The 13254-nt window shown below is 62.2% G+C and carries 13 protein-coding genes; 8 read left to right on the forward strand and 5 right to left on the reverse strand.

Annotated elements, in window-relative coordinates; all coding sequences use genetic code 11:
* A partial coding sequence (locus ADADOO_RS11345; protein WP_511277620.1) for a vitamin B12 dependent-methionine synthase activation domain-containing protein occupies positions 1–1077 on the forward strand: 1077 nt, incomplete at its 5' end.
* A gap of 18 nt (positions 1078–1095) precedes the next feature.
* Here ADADOO_RS11345 and ADADOO_RS11350 read toward each other — a convergent pair.
* Positions 1096–2814 carry an ABC transporter ATP-binding protein/permease gene (locus tag ADADOO_RS11350; RefSeq protein WP_511277621.1) on the reverse strand — a complete coding sequence of 573 codons (1719 nt, stop codon included), beginning with the start codon at positions 2812–2814 and terminating at the stop codon, positions 1096–1098.
* Between the two features lie 138 nt (positions 2815–2952).
* On the opposite strand from ADADOO_RS11350, the gene murB reads away from it, so the two are divergent.
* Positions 2953–3966: a UDP-N-acetylmuramate dehydrogenase gene (gene murB / locus ADADOO_RS11355; RefSeq protein ID WP_511277622.1), complete on the forward strand. Its 1014-nt coding sequence runs from the start codon at positions 2953–2955 to the stop codon at positions 3964–3966.
* Here murB and ADADOO_RS11360 read toward each other — a convergent pair.
* Positions 3941–4654, reverse strand: a complete 714-nt coding sequence (locus tag ADADOO_RS11360; RefSeq protein ID WP_511277623.1) for an N-acetylmuramoyl-L-alanine amidase family protein — start codon at positions 4652–4654, stop codon at positions 3941–3943. The two genes, murB and ADADOO_RS11360, sit on opposite strands and share 26 nt — an antisense overlap.
* A gap of 108 nt (positions 4655–4762) precedes the next feature.
* Between ADADOO_RS11360 and ADADOO_RS11365 the strand changes: the two genes are divergently transcribed.
* On the forward strand, positions 4763–5332 hold the full coding sequence (locus tag ADADOO_RS11365; RefSeq protein ID WP_511277624.1) for a hypothetical protein: 570 nt from the start codon (positions 4763–4765) through the stop codon (positions 5330–5332).
* 139 nt (positions 5333–5471) lie between these two features.
* On the forward strand, positions 5472–5846 hold the full coding sequence (locus ADADOO_RS11370) for an Hpt domain-containing protein (RefSeq protein ID WP_511277625.1): 375 nt from the start codon (positions 5472–5474) through the stop codon (positions 5844–5846).
* An 8-nt stretch (positions 5847–5854) separates the two neighbouring features.
* On the opposite strand, the gene ADADOO_RS11375 is transcribed toward ADADOO_RS11370, so the two are convergent.
* A complete protein-coding gene (locus tag ADADOO_RS11375) occupies positions 5855–6193 on the reverse strand; it encodes a DUF1840 family protein (protein WP_511277626.1) in 339 nt (112 codons plus the stop codon).
* A gap of 80 nt (positions 6194–6273) precedes the next feature.
* On the opposite strand from ADADOO_RS11375, the gene ADADOO_RS11380 reads away from it, so the two are divergent.
* From ADADOO_RS11380 to ADADOO_RS11395, 4 genes are read left to right on the forward strand one after another with little or no spacing between them, the layout of a single operon-like run.
* Entirely contained in the window at positions 6274–6924 is a 651-nt protein-coding gene (locus tag ADADOO_RS11380) for a class I SAM-dependent methyltransferase (RefSeq protein ID WP_511277627.1), read from the forward strand.
* The gene (locus ADADOO_RS11385) at positions 6924–7817 is read left to right on the forward strand and encodes an ROK family protein (RefSeq protein WP_511277628.1); all 894 of its coding nucleotides are present in this window, start codon (positions 6924–6926) and stop codon (positions 7815–7817) included. Before ADADOO_RS11380 ends, ADADOO_RS11385 begins: the two co-directional genes overlap by 1 nt.
* An 18-nt stretch (positions 7818–7835) precedes the next feature.
* The gene (locus tag ADADOO_RS11390) at positions 7836–8540 is read left to right on the forward strand and encodes an MOSC domain-containing protein (protein ID WP_511277629.1); all 705 of its coding nucleotides are present in this window, start codon (positions 7836–7838) and stop codon (positions 8538–8540) included.
* Positions 8537–9754, forward strand: a complete 1218-nt coding sequence (locus tag ADADOO_RS11395) for an MFS transporter (protein ID WP_511277630.1) — start codon at positions 8537–8539, stop codon at positions 9752–9754. The genes ADADOO_RS11390 and ADADOO_RS11395 overlap by 4 nt, the downstream gene beginning before the upstream one ends.
* A gap of 194 nt (positions 9755–9948) precedes the next feature.
* Here the strand turns inward: ADADOO_RS11395 and ADADOO_RS11400 are convergent, their stop codons facing one another.
* Both ADADOO_RS11400 and hemE read right to left on the reverse strand, forming a co-directional pair.
* Complete coding sequence (locus tag ADADOO_RS11400; RefSeq protein ID WP_511277631.1) at positions 9949–11931, reverse strand: primosomal protein N'; 1983 nt, start codon at positions 11929–11931, stop codon at positions 9949–9951.
* A gap of 301 nt (positions 11932–12232) precedes the next feature.
* On the reverse strand, positions 12233–13254 hold a 1022-nt coding region (gene hemE / locus ADADOO_RS11405), incomplete at its 5' end, for a uroporphyrinogen decarboxylase (RefSeq protein ID WP_511277632.1).

Raw genomic sequence — 13254 nt, forward strand, 5'->3', positions numbered from 1 at the left:
GATGCCTCGCGCGCCGTCGGCGTCGCCACCAAGCTGCTCTCGGTCGATCAGCGCGACGGCTACATGGCCGAGATCGTTGCCGAATACGCCACCGTGCGCGCCGAACACGCCGGCCGCAAGGGCGCCACCATGGTCACGCTGGAAGAAGCCCGCGCCAACCGTTTCACGTGGAACGAGCCGTTCTCGCCGACCATCCCGAAACAGCTCGGGCTGCAAACACTCAACCCGAGTCTGGCCGACCTGGCGCTGCTCATCGACTGGACGCCGTTCTTCCAGAGTTGGGATCTGGCCGGTCGCTACCCGGCCATTCTGGAAAACGAAGTGGTCGGCGAAACCGCCCGCCAGCTGTTCGACGACGCCAAGAAAATGCTGGCCAAAATTGTCAGTGAAAACTGGCTGTCGGCCCGAGTCGTCTTCGGCCTCTACCCGGCAAGCGGTGAAAACGAAGACATCATCATCTACGCCGACGAAGAACGGACGCGCGAACTGACCCGCTGGGTCGGGCTGCGGCAGCAGCATAAACAACCAAAGGGCCGCTTCAACCTGGCGCTCGCCGATTTTGTCGGCGAACGCGACTACGTCGGCGCCTTTGCCGTCACCGCCGGCCATCGCATCGAAGAACGCGTCGCCGCCTTCGAGGCGGCCAACGACGACTACTCGGCGATCATGCTCAAGTCGCTGGCCGACCGCCTGGCCGAAGCCGCCGCCGAATGGCTGCATCTGCAAATCCGCACCCAATACTGGGGCTATGCCAACGATGAATCGCTCACCAACAACGAGCTGATCAACGAGCAATACAAAGGTATCCGCCCCGCCCCCGGCTATCCGGCCTGCCCGGACCACACCGCCAAGCGCGAGCTGTTCGCCCTGCTCGACGCCCCGGCCAACGCCGGCATGGAACTCACCGAATCCTGTGCCATGACGCCGGCGGCGGCGGTATCCGGCTTCTACATCGGCCATCCGGGCGCGGCTTACTTCGCCATTCCGAAGATCGGCCGCGATCAGCTGGAGGATTGGGCCAAGCGCAAGAACATGTCGATCAAGGACGCCGAATACTGGCTGGCGCCGTTGTTGTAACTCCAGAACGGGCGACGCCTAGTGCTTGGCGTCGTCCGCTTTGAAGCAATACCCCTCGGCAGCACAGGACTGCCAGCGGCTATCGCCGACGAGCTCCAGCACCTGCTGGTGGTACGGGAGGATGGCCGGGCGGTGGGCGACGCTGATCAGCGTCGTTTTCATCTGCTGCAACTGCTGGTAAAGCGCCGTCTCGTTGGCGCTGTCGAGGGCGCTGGTCGCTTCGTCGAGAATGGCGAAACGGGGTTTGCTGAGCAGGATGCGGGCAAAGGCCAGGCGCTGCTGTTCACCGACCGAGAGCACTTTCTGCCAGTCCATCTCGCTATCCAGCCCACCAAAGCGATTGGCCAGGTCGGGCAGGTTCACCTTTTCCAGCACTTTCAACAGCTGGGCATCGGGAAACGAGCGTCCCTTGTGCGGGTAGAGCAACTGGCTGCGCAGGGTGCCGAGCAGCATGTAGGGCTGCTGGGGCAGGAACAGGATGTCGTTGGGCTGCGGCCGGAAAATGGTGCCGCTGCCGGCGTACCAAAGGCCGGCAATGGCGCGCAGCAGGGAGCTTTTGCCGCTGCCGCTCGGGCCGACAATCATCAGGTTTTGACCGGGACGGATGTCGATGGATAAATTCTGGACCAAGGTTCGTTCGTAGTTCGGCGTCTGCAGGGTAACGTTATCAAGGGTCAGGTGCGGGGCATCGACCGACAGGATGGTGCTCGCATTGCCGACATGCCCGGCCGGATGGCCGGGAAGGAAACGAGCCAGGGCATCGAGCCGGTCGACGCCGGCAGCAAAGCGGCTCAGGCTTTCGAAATTCTCGACAATCAGCGAGAAGGCGGCGAGCACGGCGGCAAAGGCGCCAGCGGCCTGGATCGCCCGGCCGACTTCGAGCTCGCCGGAGAGCACCCGGGAGGCGATGATGGCGCTGGGCAGAACAATGGTCGCCAGGCCGTAGGCGTGCTGGAAGAAATTGAGCCCAAGCTGGGCACGGATCAGGCGCTTGAAGTTCTTGAAAGCGGCGGCGAAACGCTGCCTGACCTGTTGCAGCTCCTGCGCCTCGCCACGGTACAGGGCGATCGATTCGGCGTTCTCGCGGATGCGCACCAGACTAAAACGAAAATCCGCCTCGCGGCGTAGCTGGTGAAAATTGATATTCATCAGCCGGTTGCCGAAGACAAAAATGGTGATCAAGGTACCGGCCGTGGCATAGAAGATCAGGAAATAGACCAGTTCCCGCGAAATCGACCACAGCACAGTGCTGAAGGCGACCAGTTGCAGCACCGAGCCGATGAAAATGAGCAGGAAATAGAGCGAGCGCTGGGTGAAGGTATTGATGTCTTCGGCGACGCGCTGATCGGGATTGTCGATGCCGGCGTTGGCATTCAGTTCGTAGAAATGGCGGTGGCTGAAATAACTGTCGAGAAAACGGTGGGTCAGCCAGCGCCGCCAGTGGATACCGAGGGTGTCCCGGACAAAATAATAGAGGGCGTAGATCGGTACGGCGGCGATCAGCAGGCCGAGACAAAACTTGATCGACGTCCAGAAACGCTCCTCGTCGCGCGCCGCCAGCGCCGAGGTGAATTCCCCGGTCTGCTCGTTGAACAGCACGGCAAAACGGGTTTGGCCAAGGAGCAAGAGAACGAGCAGGGTGAGCAATCCCCAAGCCCTGAGCTTTTCGTCCTGACGCCAGTAAGGCGAGGCGATGGCCCAGAATCGTTGCCAGAGATGCCGGTCAGGAGGCTTCATGTTTGATCGCCATGGTCTGTCCAGGCGGGCCGAAAATCGGCCGCCGTCTGTTGATCCTGTTTTACGCTCCCGATCATGTCCGGGTCAAGCCGCCAGGCAAACGCCAAACATGGCCCGAAATCGACGAAAATTCGGCCTATGAATTCCGCCCACAATGTCGACCTGACCCCCTTCAACACGCTGGCCCTGCCCGGCAAGGCAGCCGCCTACCAAAAAATCGTCGCCCCCGGTCAACTGGCCGCCCCCGAGCTGGCCGGCCAAACCCGCTTCATCCTCGGCGGGGGCAGCAACCTCGTGCTGACCGGCGATTTCGACGGCCTTGTCCTGCACATGGCCATTCCCGGCAGGCGGCTGATAAAGGAAGATAGCGAGGCTTTCTACATCGAAGCCGGGGCCGGCGAAAACTGGCATGGCTTCGTGCAATGGACCTTGCAGCAGGGTTGGCCGGGTCTCGAAAACCTGAGCCTGATTCCCGGCACGGTCGGCGCCGCGCCGATTCAGAATATCGGGGCCTACGGGCTGGAAGTCGGCGAATGTTTCCATTCACTGATGGCCTGGGACTTTGAAAAACAGGCATTTTTTCCGGTTGACCGTGGCAACTGCCGTTTCGGCTACCGCGACAGCGTTTTCAAGCAGGAAGGCTGGCATTTGAGTGGGCGGATGGCGATCACCTCGGTGATTTTCCGACTCTCGAAAGCATGGATGCCCAACCTGCGTTACGCCGACGTGAATCAGGAATTAGCGGCGCAAAAAATCGCGACGCCAACGCCGCAGGATATCGCCAACGCGATCATCGCCGTGCGCCAGCGCAAGTTGCCGGACCCGGCGGTCATCCCGAACACCGGCAGTTTTTTCCACAATCCGGTCGTCGAGGCAGCCCAAGCCGCGGCGCTGGTGGCCGATTACCCAGCCCTGCCGCGCTATGCGCAGCCCGATGGGCGGGTCAAACTGGCGGCGGGCTGGCTCATCGAGCAGGCTGGCTGGAAGGGCAAGAATCTCGGCCCGGTCGGCATGTACGAAAAGCAGGCGCTGGTCCTGGTCAATCACGGTGGGGCGACGGGCGACGACGTCAAGCGCACGATGGCCGCGGTGCAGGCTGACGTGAAGGCCAAATTCGCCGTCGACCTCACTCCCGAGCCGATTTTCCTGTAACGAACAGGCAGGCCGCGATACCTGTCGCCACGGCATCGGCCATCCTGGCCTGGCGCTCAGGATCGGCCAGCTCCAGTTCCTCGTCGCGATGCTTGATGACGCCGGCTTCGAATAGCACGGCGGGCAGGGTCGTCCGGTAGAGCACGACGAGGTTGTCGTAATACCAGACCCCGTTTTCGGCGTCGGCCGCCAGATGCTTTCGCCCGTGCCAGGTCGACGGAACGAAACCGGCCCGGCGCATCATGGCGCCCATGCTCGAGGCACAGCGCAAGCTGGTTTCCGGATCCGGATTCTGCGCTGAAACAAAGATTCCGTAGCCGCGCTTGACCTCGGTGTAGGTCTGCTCGGCGCCCTCCCAGACCCACGGTTTCAGCCATGATTCACCGATCGAATCATGGTGGATCGAGACGAAAAAATCGCTGCCCGCCGCCTGCTCGGGCCGCGCGATCAGGCTGCCGATGTCGCCGGCAAAATTGATTTCGCGCACCGCCTGACCTCGCTCGCGCAGGACACCGGCGAGAACCCCGGCGAATTCCCGATTGAAGGCGAATTCCGGACGGCCGCGCGCGCTCGTCGCCCCGCCATCGACGCCACCATGCCCGACATCGATGGCCACCAGCGGCGGCGCGGCGATTACCACGGTCAACCGGAAAAACAGGGCAAAAATGAAAGTATTCTTCAAAGTCATCTGCTAATTATCGCGCCAAGTCGCCAATCCAGCCCGGAAAGCCGCCGTGAGCATGGAACGCCCGGCGAATTTTGCGCTATAGTTTCCGGCCAGCCAGGGAGCAAAAAAATGAGCAAAGAGACCATCCATCCGCGCGGCACCAGCGCCCATATGCCTGACCTCAACTGGAGTCAGGTTCGCGAAACCGTGCTGATGCTCGAACTCTCTGCCGTGCAGATCGAAACCGCCATGAAGGACAGCAACGCTTCGGTCGACGTGCTGACCAATTCCTTCACCAGCATGGCCAGCTACATGCGGATGATTTCCGACACCGTGCACACCCTGCCCGACCAGGGCGAAGTCGGCGTCGCCAAGCAGAATCTGAGCGGCATCTCCGACCACGTTTCGGGCATGGTTCATCAGGCCATCATCGCCTTCCAGTTCTACGACAAGCTGGTCCAGCGGCTGGCGCACGTCGGCATCAGCCTGGGCGATCTCAGCGATCTGGTGGCCGACGGGCGACGCCTCTACAACCCCAGCGAATGGGTCTCCCTGCAGGACAAAATCCGCACCAAATACACGACGCGCGACGAAATCGCCATGTTCGACGCCGTCATGCGCGGCATGCCGGTGCACGAAGCCGTCGACAAGTTCATGGCGGAAATGAAAGAGAAGAACGACGACATCGAGCTTTTTTAGCTCCCCTTAAGCCACGCCATTGGCGCCGCACATTGAAGCCGGGCGCCAATGACGGTAACATCAAGGCCTCATCGCGAGGAAGCCTGGATACCCGAAATGAACGCGCCGGAAGCCACCTGCCGTCACCCGAAAGCAAACCATGACAGCCGGTGACGGACTGCCCGACCTGCCCGGCATCGACAAGGCCGACGGCCTCAATCGCATGCTCAACAAGCCGTCGCTCTATGAAAAAATCCTGCGCGACTTTCACGCCCGCCTGATCGATGCACCGCAGGTCATTCGCGCCACCCTGGCCAATGGCGACTTCGTCAGCGCCGAACGCCATGCCCACAGCGCCAAGGGGCTGGCTGGAACGATCGGGGCCCTGGATCTTCAAGACGCCGCCAAAGACCTCGAACACGAAATACACGCCGGCCAAATGCCGTCAGATACCGTGTTCGCTCGCTTCGAACAAGCGCTGCGCACCGTTCTCGAGGGAATCGCCATCGGCTTCGGTATCGAATCAGCCGACTGAGCACGCCTTCAGAAATCGGCCGAAGCTTCCCAGACGATGTTCGCTTTTGGCCCCCCCTGGCTGGTCCGCTCCAGCATGTCGATCAACGGCCAGGCGCGCTGGCTCATCGCCACCACCGGCTCCTTCTTTTTTCCCGTTTCATCGCGCTCGTCCTCATCCGGTGGTGGCGGCGGCGCCTCGGCCCGTTTCACCGCGTCGCGCAAAGTCTGCGCGGCCGGCGTCATCTCGGCCAGGGTAAAGGTTCCCCGCGCCGTCGTCGCCTTGCCGAGCGCCTGCAACAGCGGCCGGGCCGCCTCGGCGAACATCAGCAGCTCCCCGGTTTCACTGGAATAAAAGCGAACTAACATTGATTTCCTTTCCCTGCATGGATTCCCGGTTGTCACGCTGCCCCGCCTTGGGCACAATGAGCCGGAGGGAGGCAACGAGCATGACCACAAATATTAACGCCAATCCGCTAGAGACAGCAGGTGACGAGCTTGAGCGCTATGCACTGGAAGAATGTCTCAAGCGTCACCGTTTCGATCAACGCGTGTCGGTGCTGGTCCTCCCTGACAAGCGCTGCGAGATGTCGATCAAGTTCGCCCACCTCGGTGCCCAGGTGGTCGTTGCCGACCGCCCGGGTGTGCAGCAGGAAGTCGAAGGCCGAATCCTCGCCGCCGCCCTGCGCGACGAAATCCGGTTTACGCCGTGTATCTTGCCGGAATTCCCCGACGAAGCCCAAGGCGAGCCGTTCGACATCATCGTCCTGCGCCGCGGCCTGTGCGCCATGCCCTACGAAGAAGCCCGCCGCATCGTCCGAAAGCTGCTCCTCAAGCTCAAAATCGGCGGCAAGCTCTACATCTCTGTCCTCGGCCTGCACTCTGAACTGAGCGAAGGTTACACCGCCAGGGAATCGAGCGTTGATCAGCGTTTTGCCCAACTTTCGCCGGTGCTCGCCGAAAAATATGGAATCCATGAACAGGTCTGCCTGTACTCCGAACGCAACCTGTTCATGCTCCTCCTCGAAGCCGGGGCCAGCGTCCTGCGTACGCTGACCACCACCTACGGCAACGTCAAGGGCGTCGCCGTTCGCGTCTGATGCGCCTGGGCGTCGACCTCGGGGGGACCAAGACCGAGATCATCGCCTTGGCCGACGATGGCCATCAGTTGCTCCGCCAGCGTGTTGCTACGCCGCAAGGCGACTACCTGGCGACGCTGATGGCGATTGCCGGCCTCGTCGAAAATGCCGAAAACAGCCTCGGCCAAAGAGGTAGCCTCGGCATCGGCATCCCTGGCGCCGAATCGCTGGCCACCGGCCTGATCAAGAACGCCAATTCCACCTGCCTGATCGGCCAGCCGCTGAGACGCGACCTGCAAGCCCTGCTCCAGCGTGAAATCCGCCTGGCCAACGACGCCAACTGCTTCGCGCTATCCGAAGCGGTGGACGGTAGCGGGCAGGATGCCGGGATCGTTTTCGGCATCATTCTCGGGACCGGCGTCGGCGGCGGCATCGTCATCAACCGTCAGCTACTGACCGGCGCCAATGCCATCGCCGGCGAATGGGGCCACAATCCGCTGCCCCTGCCGAGCGGCGAAGACCTGCCCTTGCCGCCCTGCTACTGCGGCCGCAGCGGCTGCACCGAAGCCTATCTGTCCGGCCCGGCACTGGCCGCCGACCATCATCGCCATACCGGACAAACCCTGACGGCCAGCGAAATCGACCGCCTTGCGGCCGGCGGTGACGCCGCCTGCGAAGCCTCGCTGCGCCGCTACGAGGACCGTCTCGGCCGCGCCTTGGCCGGCGTCATCAACCTCCTCGACCCGCAGGTCATCGTCATCGGCGGCGGACTGTCGAACATGCAGCGGCTTTACCGCAATTTGCCGGAATGCTGCGGTCGACACGTTTTTTCGGACGTTTTTAACACAAAGTTTCTGCCGCCGAAGCACGGGGATTCCTCGGGGGTACGTGGCGCAGCATGGTTGTGGGATTGATGGCAAAATCCGGCGACCATGGCCCACGTTTCCCTCTTCATCGGCGGCATCCGCCCACTCCCTGAGTCGGCTCGCCCGACCGGCATGTACAAGCAGCCGGCTACCGGCCCGCTCGAACTCGGCCGCGAGGGCTTCATCGGCGACCAACAGGCCGACCGGCGCGTGCACGGCGGCCCGGAAAAGGCCGTCCACCTCTACCCGGCGCGCCATTACGGCAAGCTGGCCGAACGCTTCCCGGAAGTGGCGCCACAACTCGTCATCGGCAGCCTCGGCGAAAACATCTCGACGGCCGAGCTCGCCGAAAGCGATGTCCGCATCGGCGACATCTGGCGTCTCGGCAGCGCCGAACTGCAGGTATGCCAGCCGCGCAACCCGTGCTGGAAAATCGATGAACGCTTCGCCTGCGACGGCATGGCCGCCTTCATCGCCGAGCAGGGCCTGACCGGCTGGTACTGGCGGGTTATCACACCCGGCCGGGTGATCCCCGGCGATACGCTCGAACTGGTCCAGGCGGCCACGGGCAGCTTCACGCTGGCCGAAGCGATGCAGTGCTGGCAGGCCCACCGCCCCGCCCTCGGCGATCTGGAAAAACTCGCCAGCAGTCCCGGCATTGCCAAAAACTGGCAACAAAAGATCGTTTCGCGTGTCGAATGGCTCCGAAAAAACCCAGAAAAAATGTCGCCCATCCCGGTGGCGTTCCACCTGAAACCCGATAAAAAATGAAACCATCCGACGCTCGCCGCCTGTGGATCAGGCTGTTTCTGCCTTTTGCCGCCGGCTATTTTCTGTCCTACCTGTACCGCACAGCCAATGCGGTCATCGGGCCGGTTCTCGCCCGCGAGCTGAATCTCGGCGACAACGCGCTCGGCCTGCTGACCAGCACCTATTTTCTCGCCTTCGGCGCCGCCCAACTGCCGCTCGGCATGCTCCTCGACCGCTTCGGTCCGCGTCGCGTCGAGGCTGGACTGCTGCTCATCGCCGCCGCCGGCGCCGCCGTTTTCGCCTGGTCCGATGCCCTCGGCGGCCTGGCCATCGGCCGCGCCCTGATCGGCCTCGGCGTATCGGCCTGCCTGATGGCCTCGTTCAAGGCCTTCGCCCAGTGGTTTCCGCCCGAACGGCAGGCCTCGCTGACCGGCTGGGTGATGGCCTCAGGCGGTCTCGGTGCGCTGGCCGCGTCGAAGCCACTGGAACTGGCGCTCGGCTTCGCCACCTGGCAGGCGATCATCTTTGCGCTCTCGGTAGCAACCCTGGCCGTCGCCACCACCATCCTCTTCGTCGCCCCCGACAAGCCGGGCGAGGCTGGCGGCAGCGGCCTGGCCGAGCAACTGGCCGGCGTCAGGCAGATATTCTCCAGCACGCATTTCTGGCGCTACGCCCCGATGGGTTTCTGGTTTACCGGCGGCTTCATGGCCGTGCAAGGCCTGTGGGTGGCGCGCTGGATGACGGTGATGGAAGGCCTCGATGGGGCGGCGATTGCCGCCCGCCTGACCTGGATGAGCGGCGCCATGCTCGGCGGCTTCCTGTTCATGGGCTTCTTCGCCACACGTCTGGTCCACCGCGGCATCAAGCTCGACACCATCTATCGCGCCTCCATGCTGGTCGCCATCAGCCTGCTCGCCCTGATCAGCTGCCTGCCGAGCTTCGCCGGCAACTTGCTGTGGCCCATCCTCGGCGCCTGTTTTTCGCTCTCCAATGTCTCCTATTCGCTGGTCGCCCAGGCCTTCCCGTCAGCCCTCTCGGGGCGGGCCAACACCGCTCTCAACCTGCTGGTATTCGCCGGCGCCTTCGGCCTGCAATGGGGTATCGGGATACTCGTCGACGCCCTGCAGGCGAACGGCTGGGCTGGCGATGCGGCTTTTCGCGGCGCCTTCTTCACGCTTCTGGGTGGCCAGTTTCTGGCCCTGCTCTGGATGCTCAGACCCGGCCGGCAAGGCTGAGCCGACGAGGTCGGCCGGCGGCCGATGGCCGCCCCCCTCGCCTCTAACTGGTAAAGCCCGGCCACCCGACTCAGCCCGAGCAAATCGTCAAATTTGGTTTTTAGCCAAAATTCCGCGTTGACCGTGGCAGTGGAGAGCGCCCCACCCCGCCGCTGCTTGAGCCCGTCAAAAACGTCAACAGCCCAGCCGGAAACTCAAAACTCGAGCGGATCAACCTCGATGTGCCAGCGCAGTTTCGATGGCGCCTTGATGCCTTCGATAGTCTCCCGCCAGCGCGGCAGGAAATTCTGCAAGGCCGGGCGCGAATAGGACTCGGCGAGCAACTGGCCGCGTTCCAGATTGGCCAGCCGGGCCAGTTTCATCGGCACCGGGTCATAGATCATGACGTTCTCGTGCTCGCCGATCAGTGGCAAGGCCGCGGCCACATTGAGGAAGGCGATGGCGTCAGCCATTTCCGGCGCCTCGGCACGCAGCACGGCCTGGAAGGCATAGGGCGGGAAGCCGGCCTGCTCGCGCTCCTTGAGTTGCTGGGCGGCAAATCCCGGGTAATCGTGAGCGGCCAGCGCAGCAAACAAGGGATGATCCGGATATTCGGTCTGAATCAGCACTTCACCCTTCAGTTCAGCCCGCCCGGCCCGCCCGGCGACCTGCATCAGTTGGGCGAACAGGCGCTCCGGCGCCCGCCAGTCGGCAGCGTACAGGGCGGCGTCGGCCCCCAAAGCACCGACCAGCGTCAGCTTGGGAAAATCGTGGCCCTTGGCCAGCATCTGGGTGCCAACCAGAATGTCGGCCTGACCGCCATGGATCAGTTCGAGCATCGCCTCCCACTGCTTACGACTTTTCACCGAATCACGGTCGACGCGCAGGATGCGCGCCTCGGGAAACTGTTCCTGCAACCAGACCTCAAGACGTTGCGTGCCCCGCCCGAAAGGATGAATATCCTGATTGCCGCAAGTCGGGCAGGCTTTCGGGACGCGGTTTTCGCAGCCGCAGTGATGGCAGCGCAACCGGCGATCGGCGAGGTGCAAGACCATGTTCGCCGCGCAGCGCGTACACCGCGAAATCCAGCCGCAGGCCGGGCACGCCAGGACGGGCGCGTAACCACGCCGGTTGAGGAAGACGAGACTCTGTTCGCGGCGCGCCAGACGTTCCTTGATGGCGGCAATCAGCGGTTCGCTGACCCCCTCCTTCAAAACCATTTTGCGCGTATTGATGATGTGAACCGCCGGCAGCGTCGCTTCCGGATTGGCGCGCTGATTCAGGGTCAGCAGGCCGTAACGCCCGCCCTGGGCGTTCGCCCACGACTCCAGCGACGGCGTCGCCGAGCCGAGCAAAATGGGGATACCAAGCTGGTGCGCACGAAATACGCCGACATCGCGCGCCGAATAGCGCATGCCGTCCTGCTGTTTGAACGATGGGTCATGCTCTTCATCAATGACGATCAAGCCAAGCCGGGGCAACGGGGTGAAAATCGAAAGGCGCGTACCCAGAATGATGCTCGCCTCGCCGGCGAAAGCCGCCCGCCAGTTGCGCTCACGCGCCGCCTCAGCCAGTTCACTGTGCAGGGAAACAACGCCGGCCTCGGGAAAACGGGCGCGAACCCGGCCCTCCAATTGCGGCGTCAGGTTGATTTCCGGGACCAGCAACAGAGCTTGCCGTCCAGCCGCCAAGGCTTGCTCGACCAAGCGCAGATAGACCTCGGTTTTGCCGCTGCCGGTCACGCCATGCAACAGATGGACGGAAAATCCAGCGGCGAGATCAATGGCAGCCAAGGCCTTGGCTTGTTCGTCGGTTAGGGCCGGGGGCTGAACCGGCTCAGGCTTGCGCACGGCGCGTCCGCTACGTCGGGCCGGCGGATCAAGGCGCTTGAGACCGACCGGCAATGCCTGAAGTACAACTTCACCGAACGCTGCTTGATAGTAAGTACTTGCAAATTCGCAGAGGCGAAAAAAATCTGCCGGCAGCGGCGGCAAGTCACGCAAAGGTTCGCCCGACGGCTTCAATTGCTCCGTAGGCCAGTCGCTTTCGCCGACCACATCGACGATAACGCCGAGTTTCTCGCCACGCCCGAATGGCACGCGAACCCGGTAACCGATATCCGCGGTCGACGCCGTTTCAGCCCGATAATCGAAAAGGCGATGTAACGGCAAATCGAGGGCGACGCGCAAAACGGGCATGGATTTACCGGCCAAAGCCGTTACTTCTCCAAAAAATCGGATTTATTCCGCCCCGAAAACCAAACTATTTGAGTTGTCCACAAACACTGTGGATAACATTGTGGATTTCTTTTCGACTTTGACGCAGGACAACGGCTTGGTAAGGATTCGGTCACCCTGCAGAAATATTGGGCAACCTTACTATTCGTTTAAATTCAGCAAGTTAAATAAGCAATGTTAAGTCAAGGGTTTTTGGGCGTTTATTTTTGGCGAGCGGCAAAAATCTGTGTATAAGCCAAGCCTTGCCGCTCACTTGTGGCTATTACTTACGTAATACGCGGCTATATGAGCGCACCGTCTCGACCAGCGCCGTGATGCTATCCGGCGAGGTGTATTGGGAAACACCGTGGCCCAGGTTGAAAACGTGGCCAGTGTTGGCCGGGCCAAAACTGTCGAGCACCTTTTTCGCTTCGGCCGCGACGACTTCCGGTGACGCAAACAGCACGTTGGGATCGAGATTGCCTTGGAGAGCCACCTTGTCGCCAACGCGACGACGCGCCTCGCCGATGTCGATAGTCCAGTCGAGGCCAATGGCATCGCAACCGATGTCGGCAATCTTTTCGACCCACAAGCCACCATTCTTGGTGAACACGATGCTCGGAATGCGCTGACCGTCCTTTTCCTTTTTCAGGCCGGCAATAATGCGGCGCATGTATTGCAAGGAAAACGCTTCATAGGCCGCGTTGGATAGCGAGCCCCCCCAGGTGTCGAAAATCATTACCGCCTGTGCACCGCAGTCGATCTGGGCGTTCAGGTAGGCGATCACCGAATCGGTGGTCACCGACAGGATGCGGTGCAGCAGGTCGGGACGGCTGTAGAGCATGCCCTTGATGTTGCGGAAATCGCTCGAACTTTCGCCTTCGACCATGTAGCAGGCCAGCGTGTAAGGGCTACCGGAGAAACCGATGAGCGGCACCGAGTTGTCCAGGGCGCGGCGAATTTCGGAGACGGCATCCATCACGTAGCCGAGATGTTCGTAGGGATCGGGCGCCGTCAGATTGTTAATCGCCCATTCTTCGCGCAGCGGACGCTCGAACTTGGGGCCCTCGCCTTCGGCGAAGTAGAGGCCGAGGCCCATGGCGTCGGGCACCGTCAGGATGTCCGAAAACAGGATGGCGGCATCAAGGTTGTAGCGGGCGAGCGGCTGCAATGTCACTTCGCAGGCCAAGGCCGGAGACTTGCACAGGTTCAGGAAGTTGCCGGCTCGTTTGCGGGTTTCGCAATATTCGGGGAGATAACGACCAGCCTGGCGCATCAGCCACAGCGGGGTGTATTCGGTCGGCT

This window comes from Azonexus sp. (genome assembly GCF_036170495.1).
Classification (GTDB): Bacteria; Pseudomonadota; Gammaproteobacteria; order Burkholderiales; family Rhodocyclaceae; genus Azonexus.

Excerpts from the sequence above, each read along its gene's own strand:
- ADADOO_RS11370 (WP_511277625.1), top strand. The coding sequence starts at position 5,472 with ATGACAGCCGGTGACGGACTGCCCGACCTGCCCGGCATCGACAAGGCC.
- ADADOO_RS11375 (WP_511277626.1), bottom strand. The coding sequence starts at position 6,193 with ATGTTAGTTCGCTTTTATTCCAGTGAAACCGGGGAGCTGCTGATGTTC.
- ADADOO_RS11365 (WP_511277624.1), top strand. The coding sequence starts at position 4,763 with ATGAGCAAAGAGACCATCCATCCGCGCGGCACCAGCGCCCATATGCCT.
- ADADOO_RS11360 (WP_511277623.1), bottom strand. The coding sequence starts at position 4,654 with ATGACTTTGAAGAATACTTTCATTTTTGCCCTGTTTTTCCGGTTGACC.
- ADADOO_RS11385 (WP_511277628.1), top strand. The coding sequence starts at position 6,924 with ATGCGCCTGGGCGTCGACCTCGGGGGGACCAAGACCGAGATCATCGCC.
- ADADOO_RS11400 (WP_511277631.1), bottom strand. The coding sequence starts at position 11,931 with ATGCCCGTTTTGCGCGTCGCCCTCGATTTGCCGTTACATCGCCTTTTC.
- murB (WP_511277622.1), top strand. The coding sequence starts at position 2,953 with ATGAATTCCGCCCACAATGTCGACCTGACCCCCTTCAACACGCTGGCC.
- ADADOO_RS11395 (WP_511277630.1), top strand. The coding sequence starts at position 8,537 with ATGAAACCATCCGACGCTCGCCGCCTGTGGATCAGGCTGTTTCTGCCT.
- ADADOO_RS11350 (WP_511277621.1), bottom strand. The coding sequence starts at position 2,814 with ATGAAGCCTCCTGACCGGCATCTCTGGCAACGATTCTGGGCCATCGCC.
- ADADOO_RS11380 (WP_511277627.1), top strand. The coding sequence starts at position 6,274 with ATGACCACAAATATTAACGCCAATCCGCTAGAGACAGCAGGTGACGAG.
- ADADOO_RS11390 (WP_511277629.1), top strand. The coding sequence starts at position 7,836 with ATGGCCCACGTTTCCCTCTTCATCGGCGGCATCCGCCCACTCCCTGAG.